The sequence below is a fragment of the Bacillota bacterium genome (genome assembly GCA_024655925.1).
GTDB lineage: Bacteria > Bacillota > DTU025 > DTU025 > JANLFS01 > JANLFS01.
The window spans coordinates 1-23,577 of record JANLFS010000009.1 but is presented as its reverse complement, the minus strand read 5'-3'; the positions used below and the strand labels follow the sequence as shown (position 1 = coordinate 23,577).

The following is a 23,577-nucleotide window of genomic DNA, read 5'->3' as shown; positions in this document are numbered from 1 at the left end:
TGGGCCCGTGACAAAAACGGCGCCGGGGTACAACCCCCGGCGCCGATAGTGGTGCGTTACTTATTGTAGATGGATAGAACCTCCCTCGCAACGTTCCCTGCCTGGTCCCTCACCATGACCGTCACCGTCCGATAGCCTGTGCCCGTCACGTTGACCGTGACCTGTTGGGCAAATGGATGCCACGTGGCTCCGTCCACGCTGTACTCGAGGTCCTCTTGCCTTGAGACGTTGTCCCTTGAATTCAGAATGAGAGTCGCGCTTCCACTGCTGGTCAGCGTTGCACCGCCAAGCCAGCTGGCGTCCACCACCGGCGGCGTCCGATCCAACGTGAATTCCTGCATGTAGACCTGACCGTCATCAAAGCGCACGTATACCGTATGTTGCCCATCCACGTCAGGCAAAGAGAAGGTCTTCGCGGTCAGCGCGGGTTCCGGCTCGGACCAAACCAACCCGTCCAGGGAAAACCGCATACTGCCAGCCTGGCCGGGGTTCAAGGTCATTTCTACTTTCCTTGCGTTCACGAAACACGTGGTTATCGCGTTACCACTGACGTAGACTGTCCCGGTTGTTCCCACGGCTGAAGCGGCTTTCTGGATGTTGACAGTCGGAGGCTGCGTCGATAGCGTGATGAGAGCGTAGACGGTCGCGACGTTTCCGGCCTTGTCTTTTACCTGGGCATAGATCACTTTTGGGCCGTCGCCCTCTGGAATCAGCCAGTCCTTTGTGGCTCGATAGCTTTCCCAGCTACTCCAGTTGAGCCAGTCGTTCGAGAACCTCATCGTCAGGTCAGGGGTCCCGCTGAAGTTGTCTGCCGCCATGAGGCTCAGCGTCACCGATGTCTTGGAGGTAAGCGCGGCACCGTCGTTGACCTTCATCTGAACGTTGGGCGCCTGGGAGTCGAAGAATAGGTAGATTTCCTTGCTGAATGTCGCCGAGACGTTGCTTGCGCCGTCCTTCACGCGGCCGTAGACCGTCTTCGTCCCCTCGCCGGGGGCAAGGGTCCAACTTTTGTTCGCCGCGAACGCCTCCCACGCGCTCCAGGTCGTGTTGTCGTTCGAGAACTGCACCTGGGCGACCCCGGAGGCATCGTCGGTCGTGTCAGTCGTGTAGTTCGGGACGAGCGGGTCCGAGCCGCTCACCTGAAGCGTAACCGTCAGGGCAGAGGTGTACTGGGATCCGCCCTCTATGGTAAGCGCGCCTGTCGGCGCAGTCGCATCCGTCCGGTTTGGAAGAGTCACGAGAGTGACCGCCGAATACGGCGACTCGCCTCCCGCGTTGTAAGCCGAGACCCTGAACCAGTAGTTGTTTGCCGAGTCGTACGTGGCCCCGGCCGTTTTTCGATACAGCTTATTGGGTGTGTCCCGCAAGTCCTCGCCGCCCTGAACCGTGTTAAACAGGTTCCCGGACTGCGTATTGTCTCCGTACGAGTCAAGGGTGGATTCAGCCGGGTAGATTCTCGCCACGCGCGAGTCCCAAGTCGTGACATTTCCCACATCAAATGGCCTGTAGGCATATCCGTCGAAGACCCACAGCTTGTAGCCGGTTGCTCCTGTTACAGGCGTCCAGGAGAGAACTACGTAACCTCTGCCTCCAGTCTGGGACCACGAGAGAGCTCCGCTCGATTGGAGCACCGGCGCCGCAGGCGTGTTGGGCGCAGTGTACAGCGTCGATTGCGCGTAGTTGGTCCAGACACCACCGCTGTTGCATGCCCTGACCTGGTACAGGTACGCCGTCCCGGGGGTCAATCCGGAGTCCGGGAAGGAAGTCGACGTGCCGGAGTATATGCAAGCCCCGTTCCTCCAGAGCTGATAGCTGGTCCCGGCCGGGTTGCCGTTCGCCGACCACGTTACCGTTATGCTTGTCGAGGTGGCGCCCGATGACGTAGGAGTACCCGGGGTGTTTGCAAGAGTTGTGGCCGTCAGCGTGGTCCTGGACGACACACCCCACGTGTTCGCGGCTTCCACCAACCGCGTGTACGTCGTGTTTGGGGCTAGACCGGACTCGCTGTGCGACAGTGTGTAACCGTCGTACGTGGCCAAGCGTGTGCCGTTTTGGTTGTAGACCCGGTACTCGAGCGCATCCCCCCGAGCGGTCCATGTGAAAGTCGCCGTGCCGGCACCAACGACCGGGGTCCCCGCCGTCGGCTGAGTGGGCGCATGACCAACACGAAACAGCTTCACGGTGTACTCGCCTTGATCATCGCGATCGTAACCTATGCCAAAGATGGTCCCGTCGGGTCCCGCGGCTATATTCTCGGAGGAGTAGCACGGGACGGTCGTCCTTAAGGCATTCTGCCATGCTAACGAGCCTGTGGTTAGGTCGAAGGCGCGCAGCGTGTTCTGTTCCTTGTGGATGAACACAAGGCGGTTGTCGATGGTAACGTGGTCTTGGTGGTTGGGGAGGACTACGTTGTCGCTCCCAAGACTGAACGACGCGTGAGAGGAGTTGTCGATTGCCGTTCTGGTAATGCCCGCGGTTCCGTTGTTCCATCTATAAAGCCAGTACACAAAGCCGTTGGCATAGTACGGGGCTACCCGCAAGGCCCCAATGCTTCCACTACCGACCGACAGCACATTTCTGCTCCACCGGAGGGAGCCGCTGTCGGCCGCCAGCGCGAAAAGGGTTGCCGTCCTGCAGCTAGTCCCACCGAAGGCTACGTACAGCACTGTCGTCTCGTCATCGGTCAGGGCAACACCTTTATTGGCCGCGGTATAGTCTCCGTTCATCGAGGTGACTCCGGCGAGAGTAGCCTCCCATCGAAGCGTCCCCGCGCTCGTGTAGCTTCGAACCTTGTTGTATGCGACCGGAACATAAAGGTTCCCCGAGCTGTCGTATGCGGCAGCCGTGCCGGCGGCGTCGACAGTCCACTTAAGCGTCCCGGACGCGGAGGAAACATGAATCTTGCTGTAGTCGTAATCAAAGGTGCCGCCGATGCACATGTCGTTGTTTGTCGGGTTGATGGCAAGGTGCTCCGGCGAGACGATTTTGCCAAACACGCTAGATAGATCGACGTCGAATGCCGTGCTCCCATCCGAGGTCTTGATGCCGAAGAGCCTGTCATACTTTATCCCCACCAGAATTCCGTCACTTCTTAGCGCCAACGCCGTCGCTCTACCGTAAGACGTGTTGGTCCACCGGTAGGTAAGCGCGCCGGCGCCGGAATACGAAGTAATGCGGGTTCCCGAGTCGACGTAGACGTTACTCGAGCCGTCAACAACGATGGGTGCGCATCCCAAACTGACGGTCTGGACACCAAGGACCACACTCTGTGTTGAATGCGCGCTTTGAGGCGCCGCCCTCGATACGTACCCGCTCCGCCTCGCGTTTACGTTGCCGGAGTGGGTGTAAACGCGGGCGTCCACATCTGAAGCGCCTGCCGATGGGCTAAGGCACGCGAGGCAGGCCACCACGAGACACGCAATGCCTGCCTGCTTCAAGAGGATTACCAATCGCCTTTTCATCTCGTCTCATGCCTCCTTCGTAAGACGACGGGGAAACGTGATCTGCGCGGGAACGGTAACAACTAGAGTCACCTATGAGCACAACGACGGCGCAGCGTTGGGTTTCCCCGAAAACCAGACATGGGGTTCTCGCCACGAGAAGCGGAGAACCCCATGCCGACATCCTTACCTTACGCTGCCGTGTCTTCCGCACCCTCCGCCCTATCGGACGGATGCCTCCCTTTCACGAGGTTCTCGCGACCTATCAGGCGCCCCAGGACGATTAGGCCGACTCTGTGCATCTGCGGCCCAGCGGTTGACACGCAGTAATGAGTCAGCACGCGCGGGGCGAACCCCTTCTCGAAGAGGTCGGCCGCAGTCTGCAGGACGTGCTTCTCGGTGTCGAGCCCGGCGATGAAGACTTCCCCGGCCCCCGCGTCCCGCAGGATCTTCACGAGTCTGTCGTTCGCTTTGGAATAGCCGGCGCTCGCAACGACGTGGTGCGCCGCAGCCTTCACGGCCGGCAGGATGTCCCCGGTCTCTTCCCCTTCAGAGCCGGACAGAAGCTGGATGGAACTGCCGGGTTTGGGGATCGTCTTGGCGGCGATTACCAGTCGAAATTCGCCCTCGGCGACCAGCTGCTCAAGGCGCCGGGCAAGGAAAGCTGTCCGCCCTTCAAGCACCTTTTCATCCGCGTTTACGATCAGAAGACACTTTTCCACTTCATTCATCTCCTTTTCTGAGGCGAGAGTGCGCCTCACACATCAATGAAGGTCGCCCCTATTGCAGTGGCCTGCGCTGAATCCTGCCATGAACTATGAAGGCCGGGCCTCGGCCGTATCCGAGCCCCTCTTTGTCTCACCCCTCTCCCCACGGACCGAGCGAAGCCAGGCGAAGACCACCGGCCTTGCCGCAGCCGGCAGCAGGAACACCCGGCCGTTGAACTTGGCGGTCCGCAAGGACGCTGCGAACTGTGCCCGCGCCGCCGGGCAGTCGGGAAGACCGACGATCACTTTGCCGTTGCAGTCGGAAACGTCCGCGTGCAGCCAGGGAAACACTCCCCACGGAAATCTCCCCACAGAGACGCCCCCTTTGAGGGCCGCGCGTTTCTTGGGTTCGTACAGCACCTTCCAGGGGCTCATCTTGTCCAGCGAGGACCACATCTGTTCGATGGCGTTGCGGACTTCGGATTTGGACGGAGTGTGTTCCCGTAGGGCGTACTCCACGAATTCGCGATTGTTCGCGCTCACCGTTAGGCCGGGCCTGAGCCCGCGAGCCGCGGCGTGAAGAAGTAGTTTCACCCCCGTGATGACGCCGTAGCACTCTGCAAGGCGCGCGGGAACCAGGCCGAAGTCGACGGTAAACTGCCTGTTGACCGCGCCCGCAACGCTTACGTACACTGCGCCGGACTGCGCGGCCTCAACCCTTATGCGGTTCGTGGCCGGCTCAGCAGATTGGGTCTTCGAGGGGAGGTCCTCGCCGGCGGGAAACACGAATACCACCCTACCGTCTCTGACCTCGAGGGCCGCGCTGAAGTACCGGTTTCTCTTCTTGCTGAAGAACCCGTCGATGATCCCGGTGCGTCCCGTTTGCAGCAGGGTCCGCATGTCCTCTTCGGAAATCGCGTTGCCCGCGATGACCTTCCACGTTCGGAATCCACACTGCCTGCACTTGTATTGGATCGGTTCGTCGTTCAAGGGGGCCTTGCATACCGGACAGTTCATACCTCGGTACCTCCCAGAGCAAGCATGGAAGCCCAGGCTCCTTCCTTGATGGATGCAAAACACCCGGCGGGCCTTCAGGGGCCCGCCAGGTGTACGATTCTCTCTTGGACTCTTTCCTATCCTTTGGGTTGAGCGATCTCTTCCCAGGGTCTCAGGCCCGGCCACTCCCGAAATAGCGCCGGATAGTGATACAGGACCTGAGCCGCCACGTCCGCTGATGCCGTCCGCGCAGGACGGAGCCGCTTTTTCCTTTCCTCTAAGCCTGGCAGGAGGCAGGGCGCCAGCCAGCCCGGATTCGCCTTCGCATACGCTTCAATGGACTTCCTTGACACCTCCAAAGCGTCGTCCGCCACCTTAACGTGTTGACGACCACGAAGCGCCCACCAATCGATTGCGGGATCGGCGTACACGAGCCCCACACCGGAAAGCAGGAAGATCGTCGCCGTCAGCCACCGCTCCAGCGTCGGCGCGGCCCCCATTACATTTATGAGCCTCGTGTTGGTCGCCTTCAGCACGGCCTTCAAGGAATAGCCACTCTTTTCATTCTCCTCAAGAATGAGATCGAGATCGGTCTTCAGGGCTCCCTTATGCCGGACGCGTACGTCACACGCCCTGAGCGCCGCTCCGACGATGAACTCGATTGCCCCACCGACAACAAACCGGTTCTCCCGCAACGCGGTATCGTAATCCCAAAAGACTTCCTCAATAGCCCGCTCCATCTGATCGCGCACATCCGGCAGGCTGGTCAGCCGGTCGCGAAACTTGAGAAACTCACGGCGTTCTAAATCGAACACCGCCGTCACCCTTTCTTGAGGTGTTGCGGGCGCTCAAGCCGCAGCCGTGCCTCGTCTTCCCGGCGCGACGCGTCCTGCCTCCGTATCCCAGAGGGGCGTCCAGAGGCACCTTCTTGAATTCGGCCACAAGTTGCTCCGGCCTCACCGCCAGGGGTTCGTCCAGACGCCGGAAGGCGCACTCGACATACTTCTCGACTACGTCGTAGCCGACCGCGTTCCTTCCGAGGGCAAACGCCACTTTCGTCGTCTGGCCCGACCCCAGGAAGGGGTCCAGAACGGTATCGCCCGGGTACGAGTACAACTGCGCAAGCCTGTAGGGTATCTCTTCAGGGAAGGGACAAGGGTGCTCCAGGGCCCCGGGAGGCACGGGGGCAATATGCCAGACGTTGTTAGCGATCTCCTTGGTGAATAGAGCGCCCAGTTCATACCTCGCCGGCGGTCGTTGCACCTTGGAAACCCCCTTGTACACAGGGTCCCCGGGCTTGCGGAAGACGAGGATGTATTCGGTCATTATGTTGGGATGGTAGTAGCCCGGATAGGGATGCTGGATGAAGACTCCGGCGCGTTTGACTCCGGCCGTCGTCTTGTGCCAGATGATGTCCTGGTGAAACAGCCAGCCGGCTTCGGTGAGCCTTCCCACGAGGTCGAAAGGCACCGGGTACGCCGCCCCACGCAGAAGGACGGTGCCCACCACCACAGCAAGGTACCCTCCGGGCCGCGTCTTGCGGAGAGTCTCCGAGAATATCCCCGTAACCCACTCGAGATAGGAGTGGTAGTCAGCAAAGCCGTTCGAGTATCCCCGCGTGCGGTAGGATTGGCCAGGGTTCTCAGCGTGACGATCATAGTCGATGGCGTTCCAGTAGGGAGGTGAAGTCACCGTTAAGGTGACGCTTTTGTCCTCTACCTCGGGCATTGTCTCACTACTCTTGGCATATAGCAGCGCGATCACGTTTTTGTCACCGTCACGACGTTCTCTACGAAAAACAGCCGCCCCAACGGTATCGCGTTTGGCAGCATGTGCCATCCGGCTACCCCTCCCTTCTCCTTATGATTCGGCCTGACGGTCGGCACGTCCTCTCATTTTCGTTCCCAACGGGATCTTGCCGCTGCGTCGAACCAGCTTCTCTTTGAACGGGGTGCGGCTGCGCCGAACACCATCGGGAGGAGCGTGCCCGTCGTCGCGCCAATCACATACGGCCTGAGCCTCCCGGCGTATAACATGGTACCGCCGCTCATTTGGCAATCGTCCTCCTGTTCGGTTGTCAAGCGGAAGCAACTGCTTTCGGGGCGGCACGATCTACTTGGAGGCGCTTCGCCGCTTCCGGTTGGCAAGGCCCCCCAATAAGGTATCCCTGTCCCCATTCGACACCGAGGTCGAACAGGATCCGGATCTCCTCCGCAGTCTCAATGCCTTCCGCTATGACGGACGCCTTTATCTCACGGGCCAGCGCTACCACACCCTTCACCACACCTCGCCACGTCGCGTCCGCGACACCCTTCACGACCTCCCGGTCAATCTTGAGATAGTCCGGTTTCACCATTCCGACCGCCAGGAGCCTTGAGAATCCGCTCGCCACATCGTCCACGGCCAGGCTGAACCCATCGCGACGCCACAGGGCCGCAGCTGCCCGGATCCTGGCGTCGTAGGGGAAGGCCTCGGTCAGTTCGACGACGACCCGGCCCGGAGGCAGCGCCCGCAAGGCCCTCGCGCAGCGCAGGAATCCTCCGCAAAAGGTCTCGGGGGTAAGGTTTACGAACAACTTCGCCCCGTCACACAGGTCGAGCACCGCCCTGGCGGCTTTCCGGCAGACCTCGACTTCAAGCTCCTGAAGACACCCGGATCCAAGGGCGGCCGAGAGCAACGCCTGCGGATTCTGGTATGGCGCCGGAGGTCTCATCAAAGCTTCGTACCCAAGCACGCTTCCCGTGACCAACGAAACTATTGGTTGCACGGCGATTCTCATGGATCCGTTGCTCATTGCTGATGCTACATGGCCCACCGGGTCTGTTTCCGCCAAAGATACCACCTCCACATCGAAACCACGCTACTGCGGATCGAGCGCCTCCAACACCATGCGCCTGGTTTCGGCCTTTGCAATGTGCCTGCGATCCCGGAATCTTGGACCTCTACAGAGGTAGTGCGCGCACGTCCCGTTCCACTTGGCGAGCCTCCCCAGGACACGCGGGCGCCAGAAGTCCGATTCGCTGAGTTCCATCGGGCGGGGAGGCTGACGCCGTATGCGCCCACCCTCACAGCGAATCGCCAGGATTGCCGGATCCACTTTCCCGACCCAGCGCCGAAACTGGCGACGACGCTTCGCCATGTACCGCCTCCTTTGATTGCGTGTATGGATTCGACTGTGCCGGAGCATGGTCGTCCCTCCCCTGTTGTATGGCCGTAGCTGATAGAAACGGGGCCCTCCCCAAGAGAGGCCCCCATCACATAGAGGTCACATCGGGAGCTTCACGGCCGCTTCTCAGCGGTTCCTGTTCTCAACCACTCGAGGTGCTTGCCGGTATATCCTGCCAGGCGCCTTCCCCTAAGGCGCCCCGTCTCCGCCCGACGGCTTCCCGGGTCGTTGGCTTCAAAGCCGTGGCGGGTTGTGGCATGAATACGAGGCACCCCGCGCATCTCTGGACAATCAGCGGCGCCAATGGGGTGAGGCACGCAACAACAATCCCCCGCCGAACATGCCTCCAGACGGCGGCGACAGCCATCCCGGATACTGCCGGGACTCCCCGGGGCCGCCTGGTGCGCCTGCAACCTGATCCTCCTGATAAGGGCGCGGCACAATCATCACCTACTAATTCTCCGATGGGTCCTCATAGGCCGTAGCATAGGCAGCAGTACAGTCTTCCCAGTACAGCCGCGGCTTCCGCGATGAGTACGCTTTGCAAAGCCCTCCGGGCGCTTAGTGAGTGCATCGCGGCTACGGCTTCATCCCAGGCCATGGCCCTTAAACGACAAGGGCCGAGCAAGCGTCGTCGCCTGCCCGGCCCGTTGAGTCCTAATGGGTTGCTGCGCCTATTGCTTGGCCAGGAGGAGCGTCCCGGGTATTTTGTCGTGCCAGCATTCCCTGCACGGATCCCACAGGAGCCACGGGAAACCCAGACTGAACACAAACCCGCTCACAGTCTTTCCTATCGTGTCCCGGAGCAACACGGTGAGGAAGCCTGCCCTTTCGCCGTTTACCGTGTAGATCGTCAGCCCCAGAAGGCGTTTTCCCAGGGATGTGCCCTGTGACCAGAAGTAACACTGTATCGCCAGCGAACCCACAAGGACGGTGAGAAGGGCCATCGCAATACTGGCGTCAGACCCGGCGGGAGCGCCGAGCACTCCGCCCATGAGCATCAGCCCCAGGCTGACGCCGCAGCCAGCTATGCTGTCGAGCAGGCAAGCTCCAAGCCGCTGCGCAGAGCTCGCCAGCCGCCCCGCTTCAGGATTAGCTATGAGCGACTTGCACCACCGACACACTGGAGAAGGCTTCAGCAACGTCTTCCCGCAGGCCCTGCGTTCGTCCAACGCGATTCCCCCTCTTTGACGCTCTAACCGTCGTTTCGCCTCAGTTTGTCGCCGCGGCCGTTGTTTCGCCTGCCTTCTCGCTCATCCCAGGCAGAGTCAATTCCCTGGACTGGCTTGTGCCTTTGACGCACTCGGAGGAGTCAGTCTTTGCCATCGCTTCATTCTGTAAGGGTTGTCCCATCGAGGCCCCGGTACTGGGAGGAGGCATGAAGCTCTCCATGTCGCCGGTGGGATATGTGATGCTCAGGCCGTTCTGGGGAGCCGGAGCCTGCGGCCCAGACCTAGACGCATGACTGTGCGCCGTCTCTTCGGGAGTCGCGACCAGAGCCGATTTCTGGCCTTTAGTCTTGGTCTCGTACCTGAAGTCGAACCGGAGGCCTCGGTCCTTGGCCCGGTTCCTGGCCTCGTCCCAGGGAGACAGACTGAGGTTCCCGAGAACTGCGGGAATCGGCTGGCCGTTTCTCACTATCTGAACCACGGCAGTGAAGGGCTCGAGCCTCATCAGCATTGTGTAGGGGAAGACGGGCTCCGATTTCTCCGCGTACTTCACGGAATCGGGCTTGAACATGGTGAACAAGCCGTCGCTCTGGTACCTGTATGAATCCTGCTCCTTTCGCGCAATGTACTCGCCGAACTCCCTGGAGAAGAACTGAGCGTCGGCATTCGACCCGAGTGTCAGCGCTATCTTGTTGCGGCAGGTTTCGAGCACACGCTCCTGGAGATTGCCCGAGTCTTCCGTCTTCAACTGCGCTATCGTCTGGATCGCGAGAACGGCGCCACAGCGGTATTCCCGCCCGATGGAGAGCATCCGCTCGAAGTCCGGGTTCAGGTACCTCGGGAACTCGTCAATGTAAAGAATGTGCGGTGTCCGCGTATGTTCCGGCCCCGGCCTGCTGAACACGGCGTTCTGGACGTGAAGCGCCACAAACTGGCCAAACACGTCGCCCAGTTTCCCCAGGGCGCCCATCGCGGTGTTCACCACGAGGACCCCACCCTGAGACAGGTGCTGATGCAGATCCACATCGGACTTGCCAAGGAGGACGCGCCTCATCAGCGTGTTGTTCGTGATGTCCTCCAACTGCTGGCGAAGGCCCAGGGTGAACTGCTGTATCTTGTCCTGCTGCTCACCCATGACCTCTTTCGAGAAATACTGGACGACGGCGGCTGTGTCGCCACGCTTCTTTCGCAGTTGGTTCACAGCCCAGGCCATTTGGGCGCTGTCGCGCAACACCCTGATCATGTGTTCCATGGTGGCCTCTTCGCCGTATACCTCTTTGACCAGCAGTGCCGTGTTCCTTGCCATTACTTCCTGGTTCAACCGGAAGAACGCTTCCTGCCGTCCAAACAAAGACCGAAGGACCGTCCTCATGATCTCGGAAACAGGTTCCGGTTCGCCCTCCAACGGGTTGAACTTCGCAGTGTTTGCGTCTTCAGGATTGATGAACGTGCATGGAATCCCCATGCTGCGGCACATATCTGCCACATCCGCAGCAAACGAGCCCTTCGGCTCTATTATCGTGATACCCGCCTTGCGGCCCGCGGCAATCGCCTCTAGATCTTGGTAGACCATCGGCTTGAGCACACGGCTCGTTTTCCCGGTGCCTGTGGTCCCGACCACCAAGGTGTGCGTGTAGCGATCCATGTGCTTCAGGATGAGCGGCCCGCTCCGAGTTCTGCAGACTTCAATGTCTAAAGGCTCTTTCACGGTTCGAGGTATCCTCGGTTGCGGAGGCTCGCCAGTGTGCTGCTGCAGCCTTCCAATCGATGCCCAGAGCCACCCTGCGGCCAGAACCACGGCTGGCAATGCCGAAGCGGTGGACCTGAATAAGCGTGCCTCTGCCTCGGTCATTTGGCCTGCGTTGAGTCTCGCCGTAAGAATGGGGTTGAGTAGGCGGAATATCTCCGCCCCGCCCAGGCCGCCCAGACACAGCACCAGACCTATGCCGCCGAAGACCCGCGCTTTTGCGTCGCACTTCAGGGATCCCGATAGCGTGAGGATGCCAGACATGACCGCAAGCACGACGAAAGGCCATCTCATTGTGAAGGGATGGCCCCAGTAATACGCAAAAGCCGAGGCTGACGCGGCTGCAAGTGCGGCCCCGGCCAGCAGGGTCTTCACCTCCTGCCAGACCTCCTTCCCTCTTTCTCCCTCTTTGACTTGGCTTATCCTACGCGCCGCCTCTCACCACTCCTGTCCCCTGCCGCGAGATCGGGCACCACCAGATTCTCGTTCTTTACACAGAACAGCGATCTGCCCGATGACGCATTGGCAAGAGCCCACCAAATGTGCTCGCGCCATCCGAGGCTGGCGGCTTTCGCTCTGGCGTCTCTGAAATCCCTGACCAGGAGAACAAGTCTGTCGGTGCCGTATGTAGTGAGCGCGCTCACCGGATCCCACTCCCTAGCCGCATTAGCGAGGGCGACGTCCCAGGTGCGGAGGTCTCCGGCCATCCACGCGCCGCATTTTTCGTGCTGAATCCGACACGCGATGGGCCCTGCCTCGTCTTCGGAGGGAACCGAATACTTTATGTCCGCGGGACAGTGGCAGTAGAACGCTGCCGCGATTTGGTTGCGCCAGGCCTTGGGCTTAATGAGGTTGTCCACGACGTCCCGCACATCCTCGGGTTTCTCGAACGAGATGACATGGATATGTTTAGCGATGGGGCGTTTCGGCGACTCAAGATATCGCCTCCGCTCGTCCGTCACGCCATTGGCGTCAGAGCACACGACAATGTGGCCGGCAACCCTGTTTAACCAGACGCACTTTCGTATGGTGGTCCACAAGCGTTTGCCGTTGTTTGGGGTCTTGACGTGAACGGTGTAGACCCCTTGGGGGGCGTCAATCGCCCAGTCGAGCGGAGTCATCGCCGACTGCAACCCCAGCGCTTCGAGCGCGCTATTCCGGTCCATCAACATCTCGCGGGGAAGGCCCGTTTCTATGAACCTCTCCGCTATGCGGTTGCTGTAGAGTATCCGTTCAGCACGGGGGGCGTCCCTGTACCTGTGCGCAGAACCTGCATCCGTTACTCCGATGAATCTCAATCCCCTTGCCCCCAAGACCAAATAGCGTGACCTTGGCCTCCAGCCTTCACTGTCGTTCTTTTTTCGGACTATGACCCGGCCATTGCGCTCCAGCCGCTGGATCGCCCGCCTTATTCTTCGCGGATTTACTCCTCCGAAGACTTCGTAGAGCGCAGACACCGTAACCGCCCGCTTCTCCCACACAACCCGGCAGATGGCCGACTCCAACAATTCCCCGCTCATCCCCTCGTCCACAACCCGCCCTCTTGCATCCTCGCCTCCAGCTCCGTCATCGCCGTTCGCTATCCCTTTCTTCGTTTCCCCACCTTCCGATACCACCTCTTCTTGCCGCCTCCCTGGACGGTTTTGCAGCCCGCAACCTGTCCGCCACGCGCGCTGCCTGGCTCCCGCTTCTCCGCGACCGCCCCCTCCGGGCCGTCCCTGCGCCGCCTGTTGTCTTCCCTCTCTGCGCACCTCGCTTTCCCGGCCCGTTGCCCCCCTCCCCACCCGTGGTGCTCCGGGGGGTGTGTATACTCCACTGGGGCAACGGCCCCAAGGGTTTGCCGTCTTGCCTCAGGTGACCGCGCCGCACACTATTCACTCCTGCCCTGGTATGCTGTTTTGCCCCTCGCCCTCCTCCGCCCGGTGTTTGTCTGTCCACGCCGGTCTATACATCTCATACATTTCTCTATTGTCGCCTATCGTTGGTCCCGCCCGTCTGGCCGTTTGAGACCTGTGCCCCACAGAGGTAAGGTGCCGTGCCCGCCCGAAGTAGCTCTTGTATCTCGCTATCAGCTGCTGCACGCTCTCCTCTTCTTCGAGCACAGCAAGGTCAATTGAGGGGACAGTTCCGGAGGATCTGAACTGCTCTATGTGCCCGATGACGGGGACTCGCCTGGCACTGTCGTCAACGATGACTCCGGCGTACACCAGGGCGTCGAGGATTGCCTTCTCTACCATGTAGTTGTTCATGTCCCTCGTGCGCCCTGTCATGTTGTACTGAAGTACAACGGCCGCCGGCCTCCGTAGCGGAAGGATATTGCGCTTGTCTGAAGGCTCGGCATGGCACAGGGCCATCATTATTTCATCGAACCACCAATCCTGGACCACGGTCCATATCCGAGGCTCACCTTTAATTGCAGGCTGGAAGGCGTCGTTGACCGAAGGCGGCACACTCCCCAGTCTGAAAATGACCCCTCTCGGATCAGAAAGAAACGTCGCGGTACTGCTCACCGGGCCACTTTGCTCCCATCGTAGGCCGGCAGCCTTTGCCCTGGCCCGTTCATCTGCCATCAGCCTTTTCTTCGCGTAGGCAATTTCATACGAGATACCAGCGGTCAACAGGGCGAGGCGTTCAAATGTAGCCCGGGGATCATAAGGCCGCGCTTTCGGTTGCTCGACCCGTGCGATATTATGTTTCACCCTCTTCATCTCCTGGCCCCCTCCCCGTTGCCTTGTGGCACAACCGACTTCTTCTTGCCGAAGTTTTCACCACTCTCGATCAGCCTGTACGCTTTCGCCATCAGCTCGTCTTCGCTACTGTAGTCGTTCTGTGAATTTATCGGAGGAATGTCGACCGCCCTCACCAATCCTGCCTTCAGGCTCTCAAGCAGGTTCTCGGTTTTAGCCTCCACATTGGCAAGGCGAATATCGATGGCCCGCAGCGCGTCCACGAGTCGTGTCCATGAGCGCAGGGCCTCAACGACTTTTGCTGCCTTGTCTCGGCTTGCCAAGGCCTCCTGGATCAGCGGGTCATCCGTTTCAAACTGGATCCTGTACTTCATCCTGACACCCCGCCCTCAATCATGGGTGCTAGCAGGGAGAGTGGCACGCCGTGCCATTCCCCCTGATCCTACCAATCGCCACTTTAGCAGGGCAACTGGCACGGCGTGCCACGGCGCTCCGCCTGGATTGCCATTTACTCCCTGTTGGTGGCACGCCGTGCCATTATTCCTGCTCCACAGGCCGTTTCCTTGTCCTCGCCTAGGCCAGTTTCTCTACCGGGGAGTTGTGCCCTGTCGTGCCTCGCACGGCCGCCAGCATTGCCCTTCTCTCCTTCACGGCAGCAGCGCATACAAAGCCACGCGCATTCGCGTATTGGGGGTCGGGAATACATTGGACCGGGCTGTCGCCTGTCTCGAGGTAGTGCGCCAGCGTGGCTGCTCCACCCCCTGCAACGTAAAGGCACCGCAGGAATCGCCGCTGATCCCGCCACGCTAGCATGAGCCTATCGGCTATGGTTTCCGCCACTCTCTTGCCGAGACGCTCGCTCTTGGCCGCAACATCAATCTCCCTGCCCATGAACCACAGACGGCCGGTCAGGACGCCCCCCTCCACTTTTAGGAGGTCGACGACGTGTCCCGTTTCCCCTTGAATCTCCGATTGCACCTCCTTGAAAATGTCGGACATGCCCATGTTGATAGTGCCGGACAGCTCTTCCAGGATTTCAAGGCCTGCGAGATCGGCCAACAAGTAGTCAGTCGTCTTGTATCCGATGTCCACCACGCCGACCAAGCCACCCTGGGCCACATACGCGGGATCTGTCATCCTCCCATTCTCGTCAAAAAGGTAGGACCAAAGCGCGCCCGCAGCTTGCGGATATATCGTCGCGTCCCCGATATTCAGCCGTCGAGTCCCCTCGTATAACCCGGGGATTTCCACGCGGGCATCCGCCATTCGCAAGATCATGTCCCGGAATCGCTCGCCGTGAACCGCATAGTAACTCAGGGGCAGTCCCGTAGCGACATGTACCGGCTGCCCAGAACCTTTGGTCAGTATGGCGAGCGCAGTCGCCAGCAACACCGGTGAAGAGAAATGCTCATATCGATCTTCGCCAAACGCCCGTGTCGCATCCCCGCCGCGCAGGGCCCGCTCGCCTACGGCGTACGCCTCCCCGTTCAGGACAACCTCGTATTCCTTCACGGCTCCTCCAAAGAGGCTGGTTAGTTGCCGCTTTCTCCCGCGAGCGACTACCGATGGGAAGCATAGTTTTGAGCCTATTGTGTCTACGCCCTTCACAAACCCATATCCCAGGTCAATGCCAATCTTGAACACCATTCTCCTCCTCCCATTCAGAAGACGATCTCAAATAGGTCGCCTATGGCGACGACGATTCCCAACGCTGCTACCAGCACAATACCCATTCTCTCGAGCAGCTCAAGGCGGCACACTCCCAACCTCTCTTCGACCCTTGCCACTAGCGCCCGGCCGCCATCAAGCGGAGGCAACGGCAACAGATTGAACAGTCCCGCTCCAACAGAGATGATTCCAGCCAGCACAAGCCACACGGGCAGGCTTACCACGTCCAGGCTGTTCATCCATCCCGCAAGCCCTAAAGGTCCCACGAATTCCGCCGGCGTCCCGGTAGCGGCGCCAATGAGAGCCTCCGCGGTCCCGGGCACCAGCAGTCCTGTAAGTCTAGTGGCGTATGCTACGCTATCAGTGACCCTTGAGCATAGACTGCCCTTGCCAACGGTAGCCGCGAACTTCCCCGCGACACACAGCATCCAGCCTCCTAACATGCTTGTCGCTGGGCCTGCAAGAAGGCAAATCCGCTTCCTTGCGACACTTGCCCGCTCATACTCACCATCGTCTATGCTGAGAGCGCCACCGACTGGAATCACCCTAAGCGTTACCAATAAGTCCCGGAACGTCCATTGCCCGATCTTGGGGCCGAACCCAATGATGAGCTCGTCGACCCGCATGTTGCACGATACCGCTCCCGCCGCGTGACCCAATTCGTGAATCAAGATCACCAAGCCAAGCATCGGGATCGCAAGTAGTCCGGTCATCATCCACCCCTCTTCCCTGAAAAGCAGAGAGCGCGGGATCTGAATCCGCGCGCTCTCGCCTACACTCAACATAAGCGACCCCCAACACGGCCCCTGGAGGGTCTTACTGCGCCGCAGCCCTAATTAGGAATATCTGCACAACCGTGGCCCCGGACCCTGGGTCGTCTAGGTGGCCCTTGGCCACTCCGATGCTCATGTCACTATACCTCGGGTCCAGGACGTTTTCTCTGTGGCCGGGGCTATTCATGAAGTGATCATGGCACTGCTTGCACAATCGGGCGTAGTCCGTGCTTCCTGTTTGAAGTATGTTTTCTCCGCTGCCGGTGAAGTGTTTCCCGAGCAGTCCCGCGTCCGTTAGGAGGCCGCGGAAATTGGGCCCTTCTGGCGGCGTATGTGAGAAATATCGGCGTTTCACCATATCGGCTGCCCTGGCCTCTGCCACCACATCGGCCTCAAGGCAGTATTCAAGCGCCTTCACCCCCGCTTCCTTTCGGGCCTCGTTGATGTAGCCGAGCATTTCCTGCCGGAATCGGCTCTTGAACTCGAGGCTGAAATCGGTGGCATTATCCTGGGGAGCCTCCGCCTTCTTTGCTGCCGCTTCCCGTTGGTACTCCTGGGACTGGTTCCCGCCGGCACCGCCGGGTGGCTTCTGGGCTTCGGCCTTTCCGGCAGGTTTCCCTTGAGCAGTCTTCTCGGGTGGCTCCTTGACAGGCTGGAGCTCCGGTTGCGACTCAGTTCCACGAACTGCTCTCGCCTTCTCCCATAGCGGGTCCGGATCGTTGTTTTGTATCGCGCAACCGCAGACCATCAGCAACGCCACCAACAACGCGAGTGGCACTCTCAAGTGTCGCCCCCCCCTCACTTGGTCAGACGAATACGCGTGCTGTAGGAACCTTCACCGTTATGCCCACCGCCCCCAGAGCCCTTACCATCGCTGCCAGTATCCTCCGACCATGGCACAGGGGTTGGGTCCTTTTTCGGCTCCAGAATTGGGTCTAATCGCCATGGGGGTTCAATGCTTCCTCCGTGCGGAGTCACCGCGTTTCGTGCGGAGTAGCCCTCTCTCCAATGATGGCCCCCTTCAGATTCGCTCCAGCCCCTTCCGCTTCCTGCGCCACCGCTCCTCCCTCCATTGAAGAAACCGGGATACTGGCTTCGGACGCGGAACATCGCCAGCGCATCCGCCAAGTCGGGGGCCACTGACTTCAACGCGCTACTCAGCATACTCAGTCCGGCGAGACTTGCCGACGCCATGGCTTCCCTACCCCGACTCACAAGCCCGGACAGGATACCTGGCAGTACCGCCTTATTGAGGAACGCCCTTTCCCGGGCGGTGTAGTTCTCGTAGACCCCCTGTGTTTTCCAGAACTCGTACCGGTCCGCCTCATCCACCAGGTTGGAGAGCCTTTGCCCGTTCGCCCCAACAATCCTGCATAGATCCCTGAATGCTCGGTAAGCGAGTGCGCTTTCGTTCCAGCCGCGGCCCGTAAGATTCTGCACATTGGCCAAGACGCCCGCGACGATCTCCGTGCTCTCGTTGCCCAAGGCAGCGTTCGCGTGCCTTCCACCCCAGCCTTCATACCCCGATTCCGACCAATTCTCCCCCATGCCAGAAGCGAGCCCCGCAAGGCTCGCCACCAGGAATACACTGAGGGCAAGAACTGCTACTTGCCGTTTCAAGACCGATTCCCCCTAATCATCTGGACTCACACGGACGGCGCCTTCCGAAGTAAACCGCACGTTCAGATGCCTGGCCGCCGTCCTCCCCACAAGCGCGCTTACGGGCCCGATGAGGAGCGAAGGAATCTGGGCTCTCGTTTCGAGCTCGTATCTCACGGTCGTGTCGTCGTACCTGATCCTGTCTCGGACGATTTCCGGCACAATGACATCTCCCTCAGGCTCCCTCTTTTTCCACTGCCTCGCGTTCTCGAGGAGCACATTCCGGGCTTCGTCTCTGGCGTCATCCGGATCCAACTCCACCTCAAGGCGCTTGTGTTGCCGAACCTCGCCGTCTCCAATGGGTTCCTCCGTCACAATCACTCGCACAGACACCTGCTGAACCGCTGCGAGCGCAGCCGCATCCGTGGCCGCCTGGAGCCTTGCCCGAAGAACCCAGGCCCGTCCGAGGTCGAACAGAAACGCGACAAAAACCAGGGCTGCCACGACGACCATGGCGCCCATCGCCGTTACGCTACCGCGTTCGTCTCCTAACATCGGCTTGCACCTAATTGGGCTCGATCTTGAACGTAGCGCTCGACGTCAAGGGCATGCGGTCGCTCATCCAACCGCCGCCGAGGAGAACCATCAGGCCGGGGACGTAGACTGGTTGCTCATACGTCACCGTGACCGTCACATAGTCACCGTCAACCCTGTGTGTCACGGTGTAGTGCCCTGCGATATCCTCTTCGGAAGCAGTAACGCTGCCTATCAGAAACTCTTCGGCCCTGCTCCGCATCCTGCTCACGCTTTGATAGATGGCGTATTCGCGGGCTGCTTCTCTGGCCGCTCCAGTCACAGCGATCTTCGAGTTGACGGCTATGCCGAGCGTTGCAATCGCCATCAGGAGGAAGACCAATAAGGGCATTATGAGCGCAAGTTCGACCATGGCTTGTCCCAGAGACTTCCGGTCTTTGGCGCGCTTCATAATTAACCACCTCCAAAAAAAATGGGGGCGGAGCAACGCCCCGTCCCCAGATCGGTTGTGGTTCAGCCTCCCAGTTTGGTTATGATGTTCTGGAACACGCCTTGAATCGCGACGCCCAGGTTGGTGAGAGTCGCCAGGATCGCCACAACCACCAAAGCAAGTATCATGGCGTACTCAGCCATGCTCTGCCCGGATTGATCCTGCATCCTCCCTCTCATCCGGTTCCACACACGACTAATCAGGGGTACCATTATCCCTTCCCTCCTTTCGCCCACAACCTACAGACCTAAGGCTTTGAAGAGGTTCGTCGCAGCCGGGCCTAACAGCAATACCATCAGTGGCACGAACATGAAGAAAACGACGGGAATCAGAATCTTCACCGTCGCCTTCTGCGCCATCTCTTGAGCTCTGATTCGCCTTCCCTGCCTCAACTGTTTTCCTTGGTCTCTCAGCACCCCGGCAATCGGAGTGCCGTGCTTTTCGGCTTGAATCAAGGCTGTTGTGAGCAGCCTCAGGTCATCAACCCCGTTGCGTTCCCCGAGGTCTTCAAACGCCTTGCTGAACGGTCGGCCCATCTGGATTTCTTTTAGGGTGCGCCCGAATTCGCCCGCGAGCTCCCCGCCATAGAAGTCGCACACGCGGTTTATCCCGTCGTTGAGACTGAGCCCGGCATCAACCGTGAGGGCAAGCATGTCCACGAACGAGAGGATGCCTCTCTCAATATCCTTCCTGCGCTTTGCCACGAGCCTGTTCAGCAAGATGTCCGGCAGCAAGTACCCTAGCGCTCCAGCCGCAATGCCCAGCGCGAACGTCCTCGTCCCCGCGCTAATAAGCAGCAGCGTGGTGGTCAAACCAAACACCACGGCCGCGCTCGCCAACTTGAGCGAGTAGAACTCCTCCGGGGTGATCCTTCTCGGGTTTCCCGCGTACATCAGCCGGCGCTTGATATCGTCAATGGCGTGCATAGGCATGATCGCCTTGGCCAACCGCTCAAACAGCTTGAGAAAACCCCGGGGAATCCCGGCGTTCCCTGAGGCCAAGTTCTCCTCTACCTGATCGCGCCAGTCATGTTTGATCCTTTCCGCCAGCTTCCCTTGCCCTTTCCGACCTGAGTCGATGTAGAGTGCGAGCATGGTGATTGCGCAGAAGACCAGGAAGGCCATCCATTGCAACGGGCCCAACTAGCTCACCTCCACCGACACCGCCCTCTGGACTACGAACCAGCCGACGACAATACTCATGAAGCACATGATGAGAATCGCCTTGCCGCCTGCCGTTCTCCACATGGGCGCGAAGTAGTTGGGATTCAGCGCCCTTACAAGCAGCGTCATCGTGATGGGCACAAGGCTTACAATCGCCGCGCTGAGCCTGGGTTGAGCGGTGTACGCCCTCATGGACTCCCTGAACGCTCTTCTCTCCCTCACCATTTCCGCGGCGTTCTCATACACCTGGACCAGATTGCCTCCGGTCCTGGTCATGATCTGGGTCCCCACCACCACAAGATCGAGGTCCGGACAGTCCACTCTGTCTCTTATCCTTTGGATCGCCTCCATCGGCGTCAACCCCAGTTTTACCGCCTTGTCTACCCTCTCGAATTCCTCGGATACCGGATCAATCCCAGCCTCCGCTACCTGAGTGATCGCCTGCGCCAAGGACGCTCCCGCGCGAAGGGCGCTGACCGCCACCCCGAGCGCCCCATCAAGCTGTTTTATGAAGGCATCCGCGCGCCGCCTCTTCTGGAGAGCCAGCCACCACCTCGGAGCTAGCGCTCCGGCGAGAGTCGCCCACACCGCTATCCTCCAGTCGCCCGTAAGCCCGAGCGCGAGAAGAAAGGCACCGGAGCCTGCGAGGAGAGCCACCACGATGAAATGCGAGCCCTTGATGTTCAGGCCCGCCTTCAACGCCTCCGATTCGAGGGACTTGACGTAGGACAACCTCTTTGTCTTCACCTGCAAGCTCTTGTCTTCGGCCAGGAAGTCGTCAATAGTCGGCCTCACCGCAGCCCGGATCTTATCGGCACCCTTCCTTCTCACTGTGGCAATCCCCATGAATAGCGACAGAACCGAGGCGAACACGAACCCTGCCATCAGATTCAGGTTCATGCAGCGTTCCCTCCAAATACGGATGTGTCTACTTTGACTCCGTGCCACGCCATCTTCTCAAGACAGGCGGGGACACACCCTGTCGGCTTCAGGAATCCGTTGACCTTGCCGGAGGCATCCGCCCCCGTCTCCTGGAAGGCGAAAACCTTCTGGATACCGACCTGGCTATCCTCGCCTAGGTCTTTCACCTCAGAGATCTCCACGATCTTCCTTGAGCCATCTCGCATCCTCGCCACCTGGAGAACCAGGTCTATAGATGAGGCGATCTGCTCTCGGATAGCCTTGTGAGGCAGCTCCTGTCCCGCCATCAAAACCATGACTTCCAGCCTTGCAATGGCATCCCTCGGACTGTTGGCGTGCAGGGTTGTTAGGCTCCCTTCATGACCTGTGTTCATCGCCTGGAGCATGTCCAACGCCTCCCCGCCCCGGACCTCGCCAACGATAATCCTGTCAGGCCTCATTCGGAGGGCGTTCTTTACCAAAGACCTGATCGGTACTTCGCCTTTACCCTCGATGTTGGGCGGGCGTGATTCGAGGCGCACCACGTGCTCCTGCTGAAGCCTCAACTCGGCGGCGTCCTCGATGGTGATGATTCGCTCGGTCATTGGGATGAAGGACGACAACACGTTTAGCACCGTCGTCTTCCCGCTGCCAGTGCCTCCCGATATCAGCATGTTGAGCTTGCCCTTGACGCACGCCTCGAGGAACTCCACGTCGCGTTGCGACAGAGTCTCCAGCCGGATGAGGTCGCTCACGGTTAATCCCCTGCCGAACTTCCGTATCGTCAGGCATGAACCATCCAGAGCTAGCGGCGGGATGACTGCGTTCACTCTCGATCCGTCCGGCAAGCGAGCGTCAACCATCGGGCTCGACTCGTCGATCCGCCGCCCTATCGGGGCCACGATCTTCTCAATGACGTTCCTCACATGTTGTTCGTCCCTGAAAACGACGCCGCTCTTGTATATCCGTCCCTCCTTCTCGTAATACACTTGATCCCACCGGTTCACCATGATCTCGGTGATGGCCGGATCTGAAATCAAGCCCTGGATCGGGCCGTACCCAAAAACGTCGTCCATGATCCGTTCGATCAGGCGGGCCCTGTCCATTCGCGACAGGCCGGCAGACTCGCGCTCTATCGCTTCATCCAGGAGCCGCCTGATCTGTATTTGTACTGCAGGATCGTCCCTCTTTGAGAGCATCTGAGCGTCCACGCGGGCCATGAGCTGTTGCCGCACTCTATCTTCGATGCCCTGCGTCATCTCGTTGGAAGAACCATGCTGCTCTTCCGCCCCCCGCACGGAGACGGCACGCCCGGCGACGCTCGCGCCACGACTTTGCTGCAATCGTTCGTTGACAAGTGATCTCGACAACTATGCCACCTCCTTCTTCCGGCGGCGAAACGGCCACACGAACGACCAGAAGCTCCTCGGCCCGAACGGCTCGTTCAGCACGGGGAGAGTTCCCCCCGCCAGTTTCTTCACGGCCGCGGAAAACGGGTTGTCAGGGAAGTCCGTGACCGCTATGCGCGCGTCATTGCAGGCCATTTGAACCTGGGGGTCTTCCGGGATCCGCGCAACAATGGGGTACGGGAGCACGTTGGCGATTTCCCGCATGCTGATGTGCGGCTTCGCCGGCAACCTGTTCATCACGAGAGAAACCTTGCCTGGATCGACCATTAACACCCTCAACTGATCCTCGGTTTCCGCGATGTTCCGCAACGTCGTTATGTCCACCGTGCCTACCATGAAGATGCGCGTCGCCATCTCGAAAGCAATCAGCGAAGCGTCGTGTATCTCAGGCCCCGTGTCCACGACCACCACATCATAGTACCTGCGGACGGCAGTAAGGAGGCTCTCGACCAGATCCGGCGACAAATCCTGGGCATCGAGAGGGCTCCTTATCCCCGGGATGATGGGCAGCCCGCAAGGATGCTGCGCCGTGATGGCTTCCAATCCCTGTCTCTCTACAGACTTGCCCAGGTAATCAACCCATTTGGACACCGTGTTGAATGTCTTCATCTGGAGCATCTTCGCTACGTCCGCCTTGAGGTCGAAGTCAAGAAGCACTGGACGGAGGCCTGCGCCTCGATTCCCGAGACAGGCCGCAGCGAAGTTGATGCTCAGTGTGGTCTTGCCTACCCCGCCCTTCGGGGAATAGAAGACGACCACTTCTTGCCTGGCGACATTCGGCCGGATGCCTGCGCCAAACTCGCGGTCTGCGCTCCCTGACCTGCGTATGTTGTCCGTTCGCCCGTACGCAAGCTCACGGATCTTTTCCGCCTGAATGGGTTTAGGTAGAAGACCGTTGAATCCCCATGCCTGGGCCCGCCGGTAGGTCTCCGTCTCCACGGCGTTCGTCCCGAGGACTACAACCGTATTGGGGTTGCCTTTCGCGATTCGGGACCCACAATTCAGCGCAGTTGAACCCCAACCCTCATCGAATATAACGACATCGGGGCAGAACTCTTCCGCCCACTTGATGCTGTCTTGGGGATCGGTTATCTGCGCGACCAGGCGAATATCTGGATGAAATCTCAGG

General features: G+C 59.8%; 23 protein-coding genes. All 23 read right to left on the bottom strand.

The window, feature by feature from the left end; genetic code table 11:
• Positions 1 to 56 precede the first annotated feature (56 nt).
• Positions 57 to 3,461, bottom strand: coding sequence for a fibronectin type III domain-containing protein (locus tag NUW23_02365; GenBank protein ID MCR4425021.1), 3,405 nt, complete (start codon positions 3,459 to 3,461; stop codon positions 57 to 59).
• A gap of 170 nt (positions 3,462 to 3,631) precedes the next feature.
• On the bottom strand, positions 3,632 to 4,162 hold the full coding sequence (locus NUW23_02360; protein ID MCR4425020.1) for an isochorismatase family protein: 531 nt from the start codon (positions 4,160 to 4,162) through the stop codon (positions 3,632 to 3,634).
• Positions 4,163 to 4,255: 93 nt separating this feature from the next.
• Positions 4,256 to 5,164 (bottom strand): topoisomerase C-terminal repeat-containing protein, encoded by a 909-nt coding sequence (locus NUW23_02355; protein MCR4425019.1) that lies wholly within the window; start codon positions 5,162 to 5,164, stop codon positions 4,256 to 4,258.
• A 116-nt stretch (positions 5,165 to 5,280) separates the two neighbouring features.
• Positions 5,281 to 5,958: a hypothetical protein gene (locus tag NUW23_02350; GenBank protein MCR4425018.1), complete on the bottom strand. Its 678-nt coding sequence runs from the start codon at positions 5,956 to 5,958 to the stop codon at positions 5,281 to 5,283.
• A complete protein-coding gene (locus NUW23_02345; GenBank protein ID MCR4425017.1) occupies positions 5,936 to 6,982 on the bottom strand; it encodes a site-specific DNA-methyltransferase in 1,047 nt (348 codons plus the stop codon). Before NUW23_02345 ends, NUW23_02350 begins: the two co-directional genes overlap by 23 nt.
• Positions 6,983 to 7,220: 238 nt before the next feature.
• Entirely contained in the window at positions 7,221 to 7,976 is a 756-nt protein-coding gene (locus NUW23_02340) for an EAL domain-containing protein (protein ID MCR4425016.1), read from the bottom strand.
• 27 nt (positions 7,977 to 8,003) lie between these two features.
• Entirely contained in the window at positions 8,004 to 8,282 is a 279-nt protein-coding gene (locus NUW23_02335; GenBank protein ID MCR4425015.1) for a hypothetical protein, read from the bottom strand.
• Positions 8,283 to 8,983: 701 nt separating this feature from the next.
• Positions 8,984 to 9,481 (bottom strand): RDD family protein, encoded by a 498-nt coding sequence (locus NUW23_02330; protein MCR4425014.1) that lies wholly within the window; start codon positions 9,479 to 9,481, stop codon positions 8,984 to 8,986.
• A 40-nt stretch (positions 9,482 to 9,521) separates the two neighbouring features.
• Complete coding sequence (locus NUW23_02325) at positions 9,522 to 11,600, bottom strand: TraM recognition domain-containing protein (protein MCR4425013.1); 2,079 nt, start codon at positions 11,598 to 11,600, stop codon at positions 9,522 to 9,524.
• A 44-nt stretch (positions 11,601 to 11,644) separates the two neighbouring features.
• The gene (locus NUW23_02320; GenBank protein ID MCR4425012.1) at positions 11,645 to 12,841 is read right to left on the bottom strand and encodes a hypothetical protein; all 1,197 of its coding nucleotides are present in this window, start codon (positions 12,839 to 12,841) and stop codon (positions 11,645 to 11,647) included.
• Positions 12,842 to 13,099: 258 nt separating this feature from the next.
• Entirely contained in the window at positions 13,100 to 13,933 is an 834-nt protein-coding gene (locus NUW23_02315; protein ID MCR4425011.1) for a hypothetical protein, read from the bottom strand.
• Positions 13,930 to 14,286 (bottom strand): hypothetical protein, encoded by a 357-nt coding sequence (locus NUW23_02310; protein ID MCR4425010.1) that lies wholly within the window; start codon positions 14,284 to 14,286, stop codon positions 13,930 to 13,932. Before NUW23_02310 ends, NUW23_02315 begins: the two co-directional genes overlap by 4 nt.
• A gap of 199 nt (positions 14,287 to 14,485) precedes the next feature.
• The gene (locus NUW23_02305; GenBank protein ID MCR4425009.1) at positions 14,486 to 15,559 is read right to left on the bottom strand and encodes a ParM/StbA family protein; all 1,074 of its coding nucleotides are present in this window, start codon (positions 15,557 to 15,559) and stop codon (positions 14,486 to 14,488) included.
• 14 nt (positions 15,560 to 15,573) lie between these two features.
• On the bottom strand, positions 15,574 to 16,296 hold the full coding sequence (locus tag NUW23_02300) for a site-2 protease family protein (GenBank protein ID MCR4425008.1): 723 nt from the start codon (positions 16,294 to 16,296) through the stop codon (positions 15,574 to 15,576).
• A gap of 100 nt (positions 16,297 to 16,396) precedes the next feature.
• Complete coding sequence (locus NUW23_02295) at positions 16,397 to 17,131, bottom strand: CAP domain-containing protein (protein ID MCR4425007.1); 735 nt, start codon at positions 17,129 to 17,131, stop codon at positions 16,397 to 16,399.
• A 20-nt stretch (positions 17,132 to 17,151) separates the two neighbouring features.
• On the bottom strand, positions 17,152 to 17,973 hold the full coding sequence (locus tag NUW23_02290; GenBank protein MCR4425006.1) for a hypothetical protein: 822 nt from the start codon (positions 17,971 to 17,973) through the stop codon (positions 17,152 to 17,154).
• A gap of 12 nt (positions 17,974 to 17,985) precedes the next feature.
• Entirely contained in the window at positions 17,986 to 18,507 is a 522-nt protein-coding gene (locus tag NUW23_02285; protein MCR4425005.1) for a pilus assembly protein TadG-related protein, read from the bottom strand.
• Between the two features lie 10 nt (positions 18,508 to 18,517).
• On the bottom strand, positions 18,518 to 18,937 hold the full coding sequence (locus NUW23_02280; protein MCR4425004.1) for a pilus assembly protein: 420 nt from the start codon (positions 18,935 to 18,937) through the stop codon (positions 18,518 to 18,520).
• A 62-nt stretch (positions 18,938 to 18,999) separates the two neighbouring features.
• Positions 19,000 to 19,188: a Flp family type IVb pilin gene (locus NUW23_02275; GenBank protein MCR4425003.1), complete on the bottom strand. Its 189-nt coding sequence runs from the start codon at positions 19,186 to 19,188 to the stop codon at positions 19,000 to 19,002.
• Between the two features lie 27 nt (positions 19,189 to 19,215).
• Entirely contained in the window at positions 19,216 to 20,118 is a 903-nt protein-coding gene (locus tag NUW23_02270; GenBank protein ID MCR4425002.1) for a type II secretion system F family protein, read from the bottom strand.
• Positions 20,119 to 21,039, bottom strand: a complete 921-nt coding sequence (locus NUW23_02265) for a type II secretion system F family protein (protein ID MCR4425001.1) — start codon at positions 21,037 to 21,039, stop codon at positions 20,119 to 20,121.
• A complete protein-coding gene (locus NUW23_02260) occupies positions 21,036 to 22,409 on the bottom strand; it encodes a CpaF family protein (GenBank protein MCR4425000.1) in 1,374 nt (457 codons plus the stop codon). Before NUW23_02260 ends, NUW23_02265 begins: the two co-directional genes overlap by 4 nt.
• The coding region (locus NUW23_02255; GenBank protein MCR4424999.1) for an AAA family ATPase at positions 22,410 to 23,577 on the bottom strand (1,168 nt) is incomplete at its 5' end. It abuts the gene before it with no gap.